This window comes from Wolbachia endosymbiont (group A) of Pipizella viduata (genome assembly GCF_964028555.1).
GTDB lineage: Bacteria > Pseudomonadota > Alphaproteobacteria > Rickettsiales > Anaplasmataceae > Wolbachia.
Genome location: NZ_OZ034787.1, coordinates 708686 through 724670 on the forward strand (window position 1 = coordinate 708686; position 15985 = coordinate 724670).

Sequence of the window (15985 nt, forward strand, 5' to 3'; positions counted from 1 at the left end):
TATGACGTAGGAAAACCTTTCTTAGGTTAGCTATAGTTCGCTATATTATGTGATTTTATTTTTAGCGTTGCTTCTTATATTATGTGATTTTATTTTCCATAATGTATATTATGTAATTTTCAATGCTAATAAAACTACTTCCTAACCTTTTAAACAGCAACTTGTCGAACCTCCAGATTAGTACTTAAGAGAAAGTGTTAAAGTATCTCTTTAAGTATTATATATTAGTATCTAGAGTGAGCAGCACTCGCTTGCTCTTTGTTTAAGTTTAGTTCATCTAGTTTATTACTAGGTTTTGATATTGCATATGTAATACCACCAGCAACAAGTCCAACTGCCAGCGCAGCAGCTACAGCTATACCAGCTATAGCCAATATTGATAATTGAGCACCGGCAACACCACATCCAATACCGACTACCAATGCAGCTATAACACCACAAATGATATCAATTTCTAAAGACTTACGTGCTTCTTTATCAGGATCTCCTTTTACAGCAGCTTGAAAATTTCCATCATCCTTCAAAGTGTTTGTTACTGCAGTTCTTAAATCTTGATTGCCTACTACAGCTTCTTGTAACCCTTCATTACCTGCAACCTCAGTTACTAGTGTATCTTTCTTTGCACCAGTAAGTAACTGAGCAGCTACATCCTCATCTGATGGACTTTCTCCATCTTTATCAGGCTCTCCAAGTTTACAATCATCTTCATCCATAGTTTGGATTGCTGCTTTTCTCAAGTTTTTTATATCTTCATTACTTAAATATTCAGCGATTTTTAAATTGAATGGACCCTCTTTCCGCATAAAACCATCAAAATGTCTAGTAACTATCTCGCCTGCATTTAAAGCATCCAGTCTCTGATTTCCTATTTTGAATTGACGTTCTAGATCGTTAGCATATATAGGAAATTTACTTTTATAGTCATCTTCCAATGCTTTTGCCTTTCGTACGTGAGATGCTAATTCATCATTCTTGCCTGTCAAAATATCATAGAATGTAACATTATTACCAATCTTTTCTTTTTTCATTTTTTCTACTTCATCTAGACACCTATCCCAATATTCCGACTCTTCTTTTAAACAAGAACTGAGTTCTTCATCAGAAAAAAAGCTTTCATGATTGTATTGTATAAAAATTTTTGGCTTCTCTGCTCGGGAACCTTTTAACTTAATTTCATGTGCTATTAGAGGCTTTGTTACCTCTTTACGAACCCTGTCATGGCCATCTACCCGACGAACTGAACCTAGGTCCCACGTAAAGCAGTTTCGACCTGTACGTTGATATCAGCTCCTTTATCTAATAGAGTTCGTAATATTTTTGGATTCCTGTTTACAGCAGCCATATCCAGCAAGCTTTCTTTTGAAGAACAGTACATATGTTATATAATAAATTTATAATTTATATTAAAGTTATCCATTTTCCACAATTTATATACAATAGATGTATCTCGTAATTTTTCCTTTATTTTATCGATTACATTATGCTCACTTAAGCTATTGTCAATTTCTATCGCATTAAATATTCTTTCCCAATCATCAGTATTCACAACTTCTACCGCATTAAATCTTCTATCCAACAAGCTTCTTTCCATATCATCAACAAATCTTCTTACCCGATCATTAGAAGCTCTACTATCTCCAGTGTTCATAATTTCTCTAAAGTAATATAATTTAATCATTGCATATTTTATGTAAAAAATCAAATACAAAAAGTCTTATTAGTAATGATCACACACGCTTAAGCAAGAAAAAGGTGCTCGTGCTCGAAAAAGAACGTTACAAATACATATTTATTCAAACCTTTGCCTTCTTCTCAATATACCTACATATCAAAATGGACAATTCATATAGAATCAGCATTGGTATTGCAAGCCCTACTTGGCTTAATACATCAGGTGGAGTTAAGATTGCAGCAATAATAAAAATTACCACTATTGCGATTCTACGTTTATTTGACAAACTTTGTGTAGTGAGTAACCCTACTCTCACCATCAATGTGAGTATTACTGGAATTTGAAATGCAGTGCCAAATGCAAACATAAATTGGAGAACGAGGTCTAAATATTCGCTAACTGATGGCATAAACTCTATCGGTATATCGAAGGATTTACCACTGTGTTCGAAGTTGATAAAAAACTTCCAGGCTAAAGGAAATATATAGTAATAGACTACAGTAGCTCCCGTTACAAATAAAACCGGGGTTGCAATTAAGTATTGCAACAACACTGCCCTTTCACTTTTATATAACCCAGGTGCTAAGAACATATAGAATTGCCATGCAAACACAGGAAAAGAAAACAAAAGTGCGCTCATTATTGCGACTCTAAGATACACAAAAAATGCCTCTGTTAAGTCTGTGTAAATTAAAGAAAAACCTTCGCTATCTTTTGTTGCTTCTATTAAAGGTGCAAGTAAAAAACGGTATATATTTTCCTTAAAGTAGTAACAAAAACCAAAAGTAACGCAAAAAAATAGAAAGCAAAAGATAACTCTTTTTCTGAGTTCCGCAAAGTGCTCACAAAATGAAGCATATTTGTTTGGGTTTCCATTCATACTTTACTATGGCTCAATAATGCTATGTCTAACATTCTCAGCGAAAAAGCCCACTCATTGTCATACCACGCTGCAACTCTACAGATGTCGCCTGTGACATATGTACCAGTTGAATCCACAATTGCGCTATAAGGGTTATGCACAAAGTCTATTGAAACTAAAGGTTCCGTGCATATAGAAAGTACATTTGACATTGGAGAACCCTCTGTCATCCTAGTACCCTCTGATGTCATCCCAGTGCTTGACACTGGGATCCAGAAATTAGATTCCAGCGTCACGCGCTGGAATGACGTAGAGGAGAGAGCTGCATCCTTAAACATTTCATTTATTTCTTTAACGGTCGCTTTCTTATCAGTCGTAAATTTAAAATCAACCATAGAAACATTGCTAACTGGAACTCTGACGGCAGTGCCATCTAGCTTTCCCTTTAATTCAGGAATTACAGAACCGATTGTTTTTGCTGCCCCGGTTGTAGTTGGCACCATAGATAATCCGCAAGCCCTTGCTCTGCATAAGTCTCTATGATTGCCATCAAGAACATTTTGATCATTCGTATAGGCGTGTATAGTAGTCATAAAGCCACTTTTTATACCTAGATTAGAGTGTAGGACTTTCACAATCGGAGCAAGGCAATTTGTAGTGCAAGAACCTGCTGATATTACTTTATGCTCTTTTTTGAGCATATCATTATTCACACCATAAACTATAGTTACATCAGCATCTGGAACTGGAGCAGAGACAATCACTTTCTCTGCATTGTGCCTTATTGCTTCTTCACGCTTGTTAAATGCACCAGTACATTCAAGTATTACATCAACATTCCAAGGAATATTTTCAGGGCTCCGTTCTCTATATAAAGAAAATTTTCTGCCATTTATAGATAGCCAATTTTGAGACTCATTAAAGTCAATATCACCACTGAATTTGCCATGAACAGAATCATATTTAATCAAATGTGCATGCTGCTTTGCACTGAGCGATCCATTCACAGCTACAACTTCTATTTGTTTGCTATATTCTTCTATTTCGAAAATAGCACGCAATACGCCTCTGCCTATTCTACCCAGACCATTAATTCCTACACGAATCGTCATCTCTTCATTCAAAAAATTTAATTATAGAGGATATCACTTGATATTTCATTCTATTCTTTTGCTTTTCTATCGATATGAACATTATAGCAAGGAGACAGGGCTAAAAAATTGCTTTACAAACTCCGCCAGCCCCCTTATTGTAGTATTAAGGGTATTTCTGACTCAAAACTTGTTTTTGACCTGCAGGCTCAATGACAAAATTCAGTAAAAAACTTAGGGTATTTTTTGGCGGATTACATAAAATTATAGCGGCTGCATGTCTTTTAAATTTTTTCTACATTCAGCCAAATCGCGCTTATTTTAAGCGTTAGCACATTATTACAGCGCCACTTACAGTAATATAGAGTCAAAACTCGCACCACGGGGCTTCTTTTGCCTTTTTTTTCGTTTAGTAAATTTCTTAATGTTTGTAGCTAAAAGAGCCCAAGAGAGGTGTCATCCCGCTGCTTGTTAGCGGGATCTATGTTAAGAGATACCGCGAATGAATCGCGGTATGACGTAGGACTGCTGTCATCCCAGTGCCCCTATGATGTCATTCCAGTCTGGAATCTAGCCTTTATTATTTGGTTGAAATTAAGTCTTCTGGATCCCAGTGTCAGCTACTTTCATAACATCATCTGAAAGCTGATATTAAGAAACTACAGGGAGAAAAAGAAAACATGGAAGAACAATTAAAAATAATGCAACAACAACTGTTAAATAATCAAGAACAACAAAAGTTGGAAGAAAAGTTAAAGAATGTTGATAAAAGGTTAGAAGATATTGATGAAGAAACTCAAAAATCACAAGGACAAACAAAAACTAAAGCGTCAGATACAGTGAGTTTGGTAAGCGCAGTATCTACTGGAAAATCAACTACTAGCTCTAGTAGATCAACCCTTTCAAAATTGCGGAACTTGCCCAATAAGCTTTTTAGGGATAAGAATCTTGATGACTTTTTATCTGATAAAAATAAAGAGTTGAAAGAAAATTTTCCTGAATTTAAAGAAAAGCACTTTTGCCATAACGTGCTTGATGAAACCATAAAATCTCTATCAAATAAAAATAGTGGAAAATTTGAAAGTAAAGAATTACTTAAATTATTAGAAAGTAATTTAAAACAATCCGCAAGGGAGATCATAGAAGCCAAGGTTAAAGAAGTTGTCAACAAACATTGTAACATTGGAGAAAATGTAGGTAAAGAACCACGAGATGGCACGTTAAAAGCCAAGTTGTTAACTTCTGTTAAGCAATGCATGAAAAAATTAAATTTTAACGAAAAAGATGCAGTTGCAACTAGAGATTCTATCTTGCACAGCTTTAATAGCAAAAATAATAATAATAACGACTCAGGAAAATTACTTAAAGAAATTGTTGTGAAAGAGCTAGTAGAAGCTAGAATGAGATTTTTTTCAGATAAGATTCAAGAGTTACAACTGACACCAAGTATAAGAGATAAATTTTTATCTCCAGATCAGAAAATGTGTAATCAAACTCAAGGAGGAGTAAACGAATACCAATTAACAGAAAAAGCTAAAAAAGAATACACACCTAATTCCTCGATGAGTCACACTAATATTGCAAGCATACATTCATTGAACAGTCGGAAAGCAGTTAGAGTAGGCTCTTAGCGTAAAGCACCAGCTCCTCTTTTGTTAAAGTGTAGGAGCTGTCTTCCCAATGTTGTTTTAGCAACTCCAAGCTCCTACCTAAACTTTTTCCTGGCTGGTGACCTATATTTATCAAGTCATCACCAGATAAGGGAAATTTTGGAATATTGAATGTATTAGCAAATGAAATGTATTCATCAACATTTTCTCCAGACTCAACACCACAAATTTTTACTAAATCACAATATAGTTCCCTACCAAATAAAGATATGTACTTCTTCTGCTCTTTTTCTGAAAGTTCTGTTTTGATATCGTTGGATAGTAAAAATAGCAGCTTTTTCTTTTGCTTGTTTGAAAGACGTAAAAATTTGCTTACATATTCTCCAAGACTTAGCCTGTCATTTTTGGTGGTCCTAAGGAGTAACGCTAATTTTACTAGTGCATCAGTGCCGAAAAGAAGTGACGAAGACAGAATTTCGCATTTTACTTCTTTTGGGATAATCTTTTGCAAAACATCAGATTCTTGCATGCTCTTAAGTGTTGGAAAAGGATCATTGCACTCCAGCAATTTAAGTATTTCATCTCTTATTCTCTCTCCAGAGAGGTTTTGGATCATATGCGAATGCTTTTTGCATACGCTTAGTATTTCATCACTCAAATCTCCGACACATATTTTTGCATGAAAACGAAATGCTCTTAAAATACGTAGATAGTCTTCTTCAATTCTATCTTCAGCGTTGCCTATAAAGTTTAACCTTCGCGCCTTTAAGTCCTCTATACCACCAAAGTAATCATATATATGGCCATGCTTATCTGCATATAGAGCGTTAAATGTAAAGTCACGCCTTGAAGCATCAGCTTGCCAATTATTAGTAAATTCTACTTTCGCATGCCTGCCATCACATTTCACATCATGCCTTAGTGTTGTGATCTCAAAAGATCTTTGATTTAGAACCGCAGTTATAGTCCCATGTTTTAAGCCAGTTGGAATAGTTTTTATATTACGGAGTTTTAGCGCTTTCATCACCTGATCAGGAAGCAAATTAGTAGCGAGATCAATATCATGGACATCACGCTGCAAAATTGAGTCTCTCACACACCCGCCGACAAGCCTAGCCTCACCACCAAATTTCTCTATGGCATCGATGATTAAACTAGTTTCATGGTCAACTTGCATTTAGGTTAGTACGTACTGCAAGTGCATATTATATGAAATGCTTGCAAAAGCCCTATATAAAAATATACAGGGCTATGAAAATTTGCTATGCAAGTATTTCCTGCTGTTGATGAGGTGTTACTCTTGGTTCTTCCATGCTACACGATGGACTCAAAAACTTCTGCTTCTCAGAGCGCTCTATGCGCTGCTTTATATCACTAACGCACTGCTCTACAACATCACAAATTTTTCCATTAGCATTTTCTACCAATAACTCATCAAATCTCTTTTCAACCTCTGCTCTCTCAGAGATATCCTTTGAAACGTTACAATATTCTAAGATCTCATCTAGCTGAAGTTTTTTTGCTAATAGAAAGTCTTCTTGCTCTTGCTGCTGTCTTATTAATTCTTGAGTTACAATTTCAGCTCTAGAGTAATGATTCCCTCCAAGATATATTGTTTCTCGCTCTTTACTACCCCATAACTCGTCATTTAATTTATAACTCTCACGACTAAATACCTGATTTAACTGATCATCATTATTTATCATTTGTGGATCTGGCTCAAACTTTTTTTGCTCCTCGCTATTATTATCTTTGTAGTAGACATTAATTTCAATGTTAGCTAAAGAAGCTAACATACTAATTTCTCCAATGAAAGGAAAATAACTTTTACTTTCTATTGCTTCTAGATAGGCTTGATAGAGTTCAGGTTTGTCAAGAAATGAGCGTGTAATAAATTCACTGTTATATTGGACATTATACTCATTTTCACCAAGAGCCTCTGCATATTCTCTTAAATCACGCATAGCTTGATCATGCGATATATTAAATTTGCTAACAGCTTTACTTACTAACCTCTTCACATTACCTTCAGCATTTTTAATTTTCCTATTTGTTTGCTCAACCAACTCCTTTATTCTATCAGACTTACCAGTTAAATCCCCTGGCTTGTTTAAAAACATATTAAAAACATTTTCTAGCTGAGCTCTTAAAGGAGCTGGCATACTTACATCATCTAAAGATGTAAATTGACTTAAAAATTTGTGCCATTCCATTCTCATATCTTGCGCTCTTTCAGCTTTATATGGACCAGAGCTATTATCACCAAACACAGCATGAAAAAAACAATTGCCATCGCCCGCAGTATTATACTTAACTACTTGGCTATTAGTTGGTAATTTCCGTTCCCTAGATTGAAGCATAATTTTTACCTTAATTTAAGCTATATATTACTATACCAACAAAACTGTCAATAAGTAACTAATTAAGTATAGCAGAAATTCTTAAATTGTGCAATAATCATGGCTTTAAATAGCAAATATGAGCTTTAACTGTGGTATAGTTGGGTTACCAAACATAGGAAAATCAACTTTATTTAATGCACTTACAGAGTCAAGTGCAGCCGAAGCTGCAAATTATCCTTTCTGCACAATCGAGCCAAATATAGGCAAGATTTCGATAAAAGATCAGCGTTTGAAACAAATCGCAGCAATTGCCGGTTCAGAGAAGATAATTTATAATCAATTAGAAGTTGTGGATATTGCAGGTCTTGTAAAGGGCGCAAGCAAAGGTGAAGGACTCGGCAATAAATTTTTAAGCCATATCAGAGAAGTTGATGCCATCGTGCATCTGCTCAGGTGCTTTACGGATGACGATATCAGCCATGTACAGAGTAAAATAGATCCAATATCAGATGCTGAAGTGGTGGAAATGGAATTAATCCTAGCTGATATTGACAGCATAGAAAAAAGGCTTCTTCAATTGGAAAAGAAAGCAAAACAAGGTGATAAAGAGCTAAAGAGACAACTTGAATTAATGCAAGAGGTATTAGCTACTTTAAAACTCGGTAAACCTGCAAGAAGTTTGGAAAACATGGACGAAGCCGAAATGAAGTCACTTCAATTGCTGACAACAAAGCCCGTTATGTACGTTTGCAATGTTGAAGATACAAATGTTATAACTGGCAATGAATTATCTCAAAAGGTAGAGAGAATGGCGGAGGAAAATAAAAGCAAATTTTATTGCATTTCAGCAAAACTTGAAGCAGATATTGCAAATCTTGATAGTGAAGAGGAAAAACAGAGTTTCTTGTCAGAATTTGGCTTACAAGAATCAGGCCTTGATGGAGTAGCGCGTATTATGTATGAAGTGCTGAGTATGATAACTTTCTTTACTGTGGGCCCCAAAGAAGCACGGGCATGGCCAGTAAAAGTAGGATCAACAGCTGATAAGGCAGCAGGTGTAATCCACACTGATTTTGAGAAAGGCTTCATAAAAGCAGAAACTATAAGCTTTGCAGACTACATAAAGTATGGAAGTGAATCAGCTTGCAAAGACGCAGGAAAAATTCGCTTTGAAGGCAGAGATTATATCGTACAAGATGGCGATATAATACACTTTAGGTTTAATGTGTAGTTTATTATGCAGCCACTTATTTAAAGTTAAGTTTTCTGGATCCCAGTGTCTGGGCACTGGGATGACAAGAAAGGGAGCACTGGAATTTTTGTTTCAATATTTGTACATTAGCCATGCATCTGAACAGATACCTCCCCTAAACGGATACACTGTAGAAAGAGAGTTTCTTCTCCCCAGTAAAGACTAGATTCCAGACTGGAATGACAGCAGTCCTACGTCATACCGCGATTCATTCGCGGTATCTCTTAGCATAGATCCCGCTAACAAGTAGCGGGATGACGGTTGTCAGGGTGTCATGCAAGTAGCTGACACTGGTTCCTTTATGACGGCAGTGCTCGACACTGGAATCCAGCTTTTAATACAACCCCTCACCAAAAATATTGTGTTTTAACATAAGGTTAGCTACTTTTATACTCACCAACTTAATCTCTAATCAAAATTCCTGGATCCAAGTAGTCAGGGCACTGGGATGACATCCTCCCTAGCGGAGATTGCTCTCAAATCACAATGTTCGTACAGTAAGCACTGACCACTTTGCTTCAATATTTGCGATGCCCCTGAACAGATACAAAAAATCTATTGTTTTTTTATAAATTAAATCCTAAGGCATTTTTTACTGTAGATTAATCATTTGATTATAGTATCATCTTAATTAAGCTTATGCTTGGAATATTTATGAAGAGTATTTTATACTTTGTATTATTAGTTGTTGTATTTGGATCACTGAGCCTATTTGCTGTAGAGCAATTTGAAGAAAAGAAAATTGAATCAGTTCATAAAAACGAAAATGTAGGTGTAAGGAAGCAAGATAGCACAAATCAAAAAGATGAGTTGAAAAGCAACGTCGATGCTAAACAAACACAAGAGGCTGAGAGCAAAAGAGTAACCGATAAAGAGAAACTGCAACACAACGAGAATAAAGCTTCTGTGGTTGAAAAAACTATAAGTGAAGGTGAAAGGATTGATAAAGGTTTGCCAGATGACCTGCCAAAAGAAAGCACAGATAAATTCGTCCAAAATTCACCAAACACAATCAATAAAGAAGTGGGCAAAAATTTTGCTCTACCTTTAAGTGTTGATTTAAATGAAAATGTAGCCGATTCGCAAAAAAATCTACAAGTTGATCAGAAGATCGATACAAAAAATAATGAACTTTCAAAAAGTGATGCGAGTCAATTATTAGAAGAAAAAAAAGAAGAAGTAGGAAGTCAGTCTGAAGAAAAAAAAGTAAAAAGAATAAGTAATAATTCTAAGGACCGCAATAGAGTAAAACCTATAACTAAAAAAGATGAAGAAGAGCAAAGTGAAAAGAAAAATTTACAAAAATGGACAAAGCTAAACAGAGAACCAATAAAAGAATGGGGTCATAAAGATATACAAAGCAAGTCAATATATAAACGACAATATGATAGCCTTAATGAGCATCTTCCTACAACTGTATTTATTGATGATTACAGTAAGCAATTTTTTTACTGTATTAAGAAAAATAACTTACCTTGCTTAAGAGGAATAATGAGTAAGCTAGAAAAAATTGGATTAACAACTCAAGAGATACTAAGGTTTAGAAATAAATTGGGTGATACTCCTCTCATTTATTCAGTTAAACAAGGTGAGGTAGACATAGTGCGCTTTCTCTTATTACAAGGCGCTGATCTTAGAGTAGTTAATAATAATTTTCAATCCCCAATTGATATAGCAATCGAAAAAAAGCAGATCAATATAATAAATGCGATTGCCGAAATGATGCCACACCTTTTGGAGGATAGAAAAATAGACAATAAAGAAAGCTCAGCAATTTACGATTGGGCTGTGAAAACAAAAGAAAACAATGAGTCGCATTGCGATAAGCAAGATGATTAGATTTTTGATATTAATTTTAGTTGGTCATTTATGTTATGGAAACGAAACAAATGATGAAAAAAATCAGATTAGTGATTTTTTAAACGCTCTACATGATGCAAAATACGTATCTTACAGTAAAAAAGACTTTGCTGAATTTTTGGTGCAGTGCCACAAAGAGGGCGTGCCAGAAGATTTTAAGAAAGGTTTTGGCTCTAACTTAAATGGAGCTAATTTTAGCCAATTGTACCTAAGTGGATCTGTTTTTGATGGAGTAAGTCTGATTGGTGCTGATTTTTCTAACACCGATTTATCCGACGTGTCTTTCATTGATGTTGATTTACGTGGTGCTAATTTCTCCAATGCTAATTTACGTGGCATTAAAATAAAAGGTACAAATTTGAGTTTTACAAAATTTGTTTCTGCAAACTTAACAGATATCGTATTTGATCAGTCTCATGTTAGTTATGCTGATTTTATCAGTTCCGATCTCAAAAAAGTAAGTATGCACAACGTAATTGGTTTGCATACTAATTTCTCGAATGTGCAAATGAATCTCTCCAACTTATCAAACTCGAATGTTAGCTACGTAAATTTTAATGATAGTGAAATAAACGATACTGTTATGCAGAAAAATAACCTTGATAATGCAAGTTTCTTTGGAGTGGATGCATATAAATTAAAGATACAATTTTCTTCATTAAAAAATGCTAACATATATGGTGCAGAGTTAAAAGAATCAGACTTTACAGGTAGCAATCTTTCCGATGCCTGCCTTAATTCTTCTATCATAATTAACAGTAACTTTGACGAAGCTAATTTAAGCAACACACAAATTTCCTATGTGAATGACGATAATTCAAGTTTTGTTCAATCTATACTAAATGGTTCCAAGATAAAACATGTATATGTTTCTGGAGCAAGTCTTCAGGATGCTGATTTATCCAATATTGATTTTAGTTTTAGTGAACTGCATCAAGTTAATGTCTCTAATGCTGACATTCGTCACGGAAAGTTTCATAATACTAAAGTTGCGAATTCTGACATGAATGGCTCATTTTTTGACCATTCACTATTCACCTCTGCGAAGATAGAAGATTCAGACCTTTCTACAACTTCAATGTATAAGATAAAAATCCAAGACTCTCAAGTTTATAACAGTACACTTTTTCACCATAATATTGATTCCAGTGAAATAGAAAATTCAACATTCTTTAATTTATTAGCTGATAATTCGAGCTGGTCCAATTTAAAAGTAACTAATTCAAATTTTATTGAAAGCGATTTCAGATCTTCTTTGCTTCACGCTAATGCCTTTAGGAAAACTAGCTTTTTTCTTAGCAATTTGAGCAATTCAACAATTAGTGATATGTCTTTTCACTCTTCAAGCATATATAAAAGTTCAGTTGCTGATGCTCATTTAACAGATTGCAAGTTTGATAATTCAATTTTGATTGACAATCAAGGGCAGAAAAAACTTGCAGGGTTAGAAAATGCTATAACTTCAATTGGAGATTTGCAAGAGAAAATATCACAGGGTGAAAAATTTAATGTAAATTATTCTTACTTTGAATTTAAGAATATGAATTTAGAAAATGCTAATTTTTCTAATTCAACATTGAGTAGAGCAAAGTTTGTAAACGTTAATTTGAATAAGGCAAATCTTGAAAAAACCGATTTGCGCTATACTGTCTTTGATAACTCTTCTCTCATTGGCGCCAACTTATCAAATTCTAATTTAGAAGGTTCTAGCTTTTTAAACTCTGATCCAAAAAGCGCCATATTAAAAAATGCAAAGAAAAATGACCATAAAAAGTGAGGGCATATTATTGGTTCTATCCTCTCCTTCTGGAGCTGGAAAAACTACTATATCAGAAAAATTACTTGAGCGATCAACTAATTTAGTTAGGTCTGTTTCTACGACTACGCGCAAGCCTCGCTCTGGCGAAATAAATGGAAAAGACTATTTTTTCGTTACCGAAGAAAAATTTCACGAGTTATGCGAAGCTGGTCAGATGCTTGAATACGCCAAAGTTTTTGAGAATTTTTATGGTATACCAAGAGATTTTATAGAGCAAAACTTAAGCAGTGGAATAAGCGTTTTACTAAGCATAGACTGGCAAGGGGCATTTCACTTATTCAAGCTCATGAGAAAAAAAGTTGTAAGTGTTTTTATACTTCCCCCTTCAATGGAAGAGCTGAGGTTACGCCTGCAAAAGCGTAATAGCAACAGTGCGGATGAAATAGAGCGCAGATTAGCCGAAGCTCAAAAAGAGATAAGCAAACGTGATAAATATGATTATGTAATAATCAATGATGATATTGATAAAAGTGTAGAAGAGATAAGCTCCATACTAAATAAAGAAAGACTTAAAAAACTAAAAGAAAAACCAAGTCTGGAAGATTTATAAAAGCATCGATCTGCAGCTATAGTTTCTTATCCTATAGCTATACCGCCGCGAACCGTCATACCGCGATTCATTCGCGGTATCTCAGCATAGATTCCGCTAACACGTAGCGGACCGTCATACCGCCGCGGCGCTAACGAGTAGCGGAATGACGGTTTTTCAAATTGTCGTAAGTCAGTTTAGCTATATTTTAGCCAGTAGCACGTTTTGCAGTTACTCACTTTAGCTATATTTATTATTTTTTAAGATTAAATGGTTAAAATAGTAGACAACTGTTCAAGTGAGGATTTGACTATGATAACAGATTTTCTAATAGAAACTAGTTTTCTGCCTTTCCACCTATATTTTGATCACATATACAACGTTTAGCTCAATTTAAAAGTCAAACTTCTTGGTTGTTAGTTTAGTGCTGACAACTTAAATAGCTTTTAATATTGGGGTTTTAGTATGGGTATAGATCTAAGCGCACTAGCTACTAATGCAGATAAATTAGACGAATGCATAGATAAAAATAAAAAGCGAGAGCAGGATAGAAAAGACGAGCAATTGTATGGCACTATAGAGAGAAAGGTAAAAAAAGAAAAACACAAGCGTGAAAAACCAAGAGGTCAAGATGGAACCCTCAAGAAGTGCAAAAGGTTATTTGAGGAAGGTGCTAGCTCTGAAGTATTAACTAAATTAGAAGAATCACTTAGAGAACAAGAAAAATATTATAGGTATTATGTCCAATGCTTCCTTCCAGTGCTAGATGAAGTAATAGAACGATCGAAAAAAACACCAAATGAAACAAAAGAGCGAGTAAAGCAAGCAATTTCAGAAATTACTTATAATAGCAAATATTGTTTTACCCACAACCAAAATGATCGTAGGGACAGTGAAACAGAGAGTGGCTACGGTAGCGATGTTGAAGATGATCATGAAGTAGAAATAAGCAACGGAATAACGAATAATAATGTTCAATTACTAAAAGCGATCAAAAATGGAAATAACAGGAAATTTAGAAAATATCTAAAAGATTGTACGGATATTAGCAGCATAAAAGATGAAAAAGGAAGTAATATTTTACACCTTATTGCATCGCTCGAAAAGAAACAGAAATGCAAGTTTCTGGGTATCCTAATAAAAACGGTCACCAAGGAAGATTTAGCACAACTCATTAATAGTGAAAATCAGGACGCTCTTCAGGTGGCACTAATTAACAAGATAACAAAAGAAAAACATGAGTCTCATACGATCCAAAATAATGATAACACACTTAAGTTTCTTACAAAATTGTTAGAGCATGGAGCCAGCTCTGATAATTTAGGATTATCTACAAAAGAATTACAAGGCTTAAAAGAAGAGCAAAAGACATACTATCGTAATTTCTTAGAAAAATTAGCAGAGCAAGGAAAGAAATCTAAATTAAAGCCAGAAATAAAAATCAATACAGAAGCAAAAATTAAAGAAATTATACCACGTACCATAAATACTCCAGATAGTAATGATAATTATCAATTACATTTAGCAATTAAAAATAATGATAAAGAACTTTTTAAAGAACTATTGCAAAAAGGGGCAGATATTAGCCTTAAAGACACAGATGATAATAATGCTTTACACTTGATTGTTAAACCTGAAACAAAACAAAAACTTGAACTTCTCCATATATTGCTAGAAGCAAGCCAAAAAGAACAATTTATAAAAGCTGTAAATGATAAAAAAGAAGGGCAAACACCGCTCCATCTGGTACTCCAGCGCATACAAGAGAAGAGTGAGAACCGATCACTTAAGAAATTTGAGAAAACTAAGAGATATAAAACCCTAGAGCTATTACTACAAAACGGTGCAGATATTACTGTGCAAGATAAAGATGGAAAAAATGCTCTTCACTATATTGCTTCATTCAAAGGAAGACAAAAAGTTGCATGTTTGGAATTGATTTTAGGTTTAGTAAAAGAAAGAAAAATATCTGAAGATCAATTAAGAGAGGCTGTGAATGCACCTAATGGAGAAGAGAACACACCCCTAGAATTGGCATTAAAGAAAAAAGCAGAAAAAAGAAGTATCAAATACCTATCGCAAGGAACAATTTTTGATACAGCAACTGCTTATGACAATACAACAAAATTTTGTACAATGCTGCTAGAAATAGGCGCTGATCCCTGTTCTCTGGAGCTGAAAGATCCAGAATTCCATACTAAAAAGTACTATTTAACTTTACGAGATCTAAAAGATTATTCAGGGACTCCACAGAAAGCACAGGAGAAAGCTAAAGAACTAAAAGAGAAGCTTGAGGAAAAATACCACTGTGGAACTGCTTCAAAAAAATGCAAGTCTGGCATTGAAAAAGCAGGTTCTTTTATAGAAAAAGCAGCATCTGCTGTAGCAGGATTCATAGATCCAGCAAAAAGAACCCGCGAACTGTTAGCAATCACGATAACAATTACTGTTATTGCAATGGTAACATTTGCTTTCTTTCAGGGTCAAATGGCAATTGGAGCAGCCATTCCTATCATAGCTACTGCTGGAGTTATATGTCTTACTTTAACTTTAGGATTTAGTGGTATTAAGAAACTTTTTGAAAAATCAACCAACAAAGCACAGGACACATTTAACGACAAAAATCGCTCTAATTCAACAACAGAGCAGAATCAAGCTTCGAAGAACCCTATTGACAATGATCAACAGAATTTAGGAAATGATTCTGAAGACCTAGCAGCAAAAAGACAACAAAATCAATCAGAATATACAGAAAACCCAGCTACTAAAATGAGCGATTTATCAATACTACGTCAATTCATGAATAAGCTAGTAGGGAACGTTCTATAGCTAGCTACAATTTGATATGCCGTCATTCCGCTACTCGTTAGCGCCGCGGTATAGCACATTTTGCACCTGTTCACTTTAGCTATATACCAATATTTATCCTTTCTTAAAACTAAACATTT

General features: G+C 34.7%; 14 protein-coding genes. 7 read left to right on the forward strand and 7 right to left on the reverse strand.

What is annotated here, in order from left to right; translation table 11 throughout:
• Nucleotides 1-224 precede the first annotated feature (224 nt).
• From ABWU50_RS03320 to ABWU50_RS03340, 5 genes are all read right to left on the reverse strand, one after another.
• Nucleotides 225-1028 carry a hypothetical protein gene (locus tag ABWU50_RS03320; RefSeq protein WP_353275209.1) on the reverse strand — a complete coding sequence of 268 codons (804 nt, stop codon included), beginning with the start codon at nt 1026-1028 and terminating at the stop codon, nt 225-227.
• A gap of 215 nt (nt 1029-1243) precedes the next feature.
• Nucleotides 1244-1375: an ankyrin repeat domain-containing protein gene (locus ABWU50_RS03325; RefSeq protein WP_353275210.1), complete on the reverse strand. Its 132-nt coding sequence runs from the start codon at nt 1373-1375 to the stop codon at nt 1244-1246.
• Nucleotides 1376-1378: 3 nt separating this feature from the next.
• The gene (locus ABWU50_RS03330; protein WP_353275212.1) at nt 1379-1648 is read right to left on the reverse strand and encodes a hypothetical protein; all 270 of its coding nucleotides are present in this window, start codon (nt 1646-1648) and stop codon (nt 1379-1381) included.
• Between the two features lie 145 nt (nt 1649-1793).
• Nucleotides 1794-2552: a twin-arginine translocase subunit TatC gene (gene tatC / locus ABWU50_RS03335; RefSeq protein WP_353275213.1), complete on the reverse strand. Its 759-nt coding sequence runs from the start codon at nt 2550-2552 to the stop codon at nt 1794-1796.
• A complete protein-coding gene (locus ABWU50_RS03340; RefSeq protein WP_353275215.1) occupies nt 2549-3646 on the reverse strand; it encodes a type I glyceraldehyde-3-phosphate dehydrogenase in 1098 nt (365 codons plus the stop codon). The genes tatC and ABWU50_RS03340 overlap by 4 nt, the downstream gene beginning before the upstream one ends.
• Nucleotides 3647-4305: 659 nt before the next feature.
• Here ABWU50_RS03340 and ABWU50_RS03345 point away from each other — a divergent pair.
• Complete coding sequence (locus tag ABWU50_RS03345; RefSeq protein WP_353275217.1) at nt 4306-5256, forward strand: hypothetical protein; 951 nt, start codon at nt 4306-4308, stop codon at nt 5254-5256.
• On the opposite strand, the gene ABWU50_RS03350 is transcribed toward ABWU50_RS03345, so the two are convergent.
• Together ABWU50_RS03350 and ABWU50_RS03355 are read right to left on the reverse strand one after the other, a co-directional pair.
• The gene (locus ABWU50_RS03350; RefSeq protein ID WP_353275219.1) at nt 5240-6412 is read right to left on the reverse strand and encodes a CCA tRNA nucleotidyltransferase; all 1173 of its coding nucleotides are present in this window, start codon (nt 6410-6412) and stop codon (nt 5240-5242) included. The two genes, ABWU50_RS03345 and ABWU50_RS03350, sit on opposite strands and share 17 nt — an antisense overlap.
• A gap of 85 nt (nt 6413-6497) precedes the next feature.
• Nucleotides 6498-7595, reverse strand: a complete 1098-nt coding sequence (locus tag ABWU50_RS03355; protein ID WP_353275220.1) for a hypothetical protein — start codon at nt 7593-7595, stop codon at nt 6498-6500.
• Nucleotides 7596-7713: 118 nt separating this feature from the next.
• Between ABWU50_RS03355 and ychF the strand changes: the two genes are divergently transcribed.
• The 6 genes from ychF (at nt 7714) to ABWU50_RS03380 (ending at nt 15866) form a co-directional block, all read left to right on the forward strand.
• The gene (gene ychF / locus ABWU50_RS03360) at nt 7714-8808 is read left to right on the forward strand and encodes a redox-regulated ATPase YchF (RefSeq protein ID WP_353275221.1); all 1095 of its coding nucleotides are present in this window, start codon (nt 7714-7716) and stop codon (nt 8806-8808) included.
• Entirely contained in the window at nt 8801-8995 is a 195-nt protein-coding gene (locus ABWU50_RS06850) for a hypothetical protein (protein ID WP_410529686.1), read from the forward strand. The genes ychF and ABWU50_RS06850 overlap by 8 nt, the downstream gene beginning before the upstream one ends.
• Nucleotides 8996-9483: 488 nt before the next feature.
• Nucleotides 9484-10668 (forward strand): ankyrin repeat domain-containing protein, encoded by a 1185-nt coding sequence (locus tag ABWU50_RS03365; RefSeq protein WP_353275222.1) that lies wholly within the window; start codon nt 9484-9486, stop codon nt 10666-10668.
• A complete protein-coding gene (locus ABWU50_RS03370; RefSeq protein ID WP_353276348.1) occupies nt 10661-12466 on the forward strand; it encodes a pentapeptide repeat-containing protein in 1806 nt (601 codons plus the stop codon). Before ABWU50_RS03365 ends, ABWU50_RS03370 begins: the two co-directional genes overlap by 8 nt.
• Nucleotides 12450-13058, forward strand: coding sequence for a guanylate kinase (gene gmk, locus ABWU50_RS03375; protein ID WP_253308926.1), 609 nt, complete (start codon nt 12450-12452; stop codon nt 13056-13058). Before ABWU50_RS03370 ends, gmk begins: the two co-directional genes overlap by 17 nt.
• 444 nt (nt 13059-13502) lie before the next feature.
• The gene (locus ABWU50_RS03380; RefSeq protein WP_353275224.1) at nt 13503-15866 is read left to right on the forward strand and encodes an ankyrin repeat domain-containing protein; all 2364 of its coding nucleotides are present in this window, start codon (nt 13503-13505) and stop codon (nt 15864-15866) included.
• The last annotated feature ends 119 nt before the right edge of the window (nt 15867-15985 follow it).

Bases quoted from the DNA above. Each gene is read 5' to 3' on its own strand.
- tatC (WP_353275213.1), bottom strand. From the start codon at position 2,552: ATGAATGGAAACCCAAACAAATATGCTTCATTTTGTGAGCACTTTGCG.
- ABWU50_RS03340 (WP_353275215.1), bottom strand. From the start codon at position 3,646: ATGACGATTCGTGTAGGAATTAATGGTCTGGGTAGAATAGGCAGAGGC.
- ABWU50_RS03325 (WP_353275210.1), bottom strand. From the start codon at position 1,375: ATGTACTGTTCTTCAAAAGAAAGCTTGCTGGATATGGCTGCTGTAAAC.
- ABWU50_RS06850 (WP_410529686.1), top strand. From the start codon at position 8,801: ATGTGTAGTTTATTATGCAGCCACTTATTTAAAGTTAAGTTTTCTGGA.
- gmk (WP_253308926.1), top strand. From the start codon at position 12,450: ATGACCATAAAAAGTGAGGGCATATTATTGGTTCTATCCTCTCCTTCT.
- ABWU50_RS03320 (WP_353275209.1), bottom strand. From the start codon at position 1,028: ATGAAAAAAGAAAAGATTGGTAATAATGTTACATTCTATGATATTTTG.
- ABWU50_RS03380 (WP_353275224.1), top strand. From the start codon at position 13,503: ATGGGTATAGATCTAAGCGCACTAGCTACTAATGCAGATAAATTAGAC.
- ABWU50_RS03350 (WP_353275219.1), bottom strand. From the start codon at position 6,412: ATGCAAGTTGACCATGAAACTAGTTTAATCATCGATGCCATAGAGAAA.
- ABWU50_RS03330 (WP_353275212.1), bottom strand. From the start codon at position 1,648: ATGAACACTGGAGATAGTAGAGCTTCTAATGATCGGGTAAGAAGATTT.
- ychF (WP_353275221.1), top strand. From the start codon at position 7,714: ATGAGCTTTAACTGTGGTATAGTTGGGTTACCAAACATAGGAAAATCA.
- ABWU50_RS03345 (WP_353275217.1), top strand. From the start codon at position 4,306: ATGGAAGAACAATTAAAAATAATGCAACAACAACTGTTAAATAATCAA.
- ABWU50_RS03370 (WP_353276348.1), top strand. From the start codon at position 10,661: ATGATTAGATTTTTGATATTAATTTTAGTTGGTCATTTATGTTATGGA.
- ABWU50_RS03365 (WP_353275222.1), top strand. From the start codon at position 9,484: ATGAAGAGTATTTTATACTTTGTATTATTAGTTGTTGTATTTGGATCA.
- ABWU50_RS03355 (WP_353275220.1), bottom strand. From the start codon at position 7,595: ATGCTTCAATCTAGGGAACGGAAATTACCAACTAATAGCCAAGTAGTT.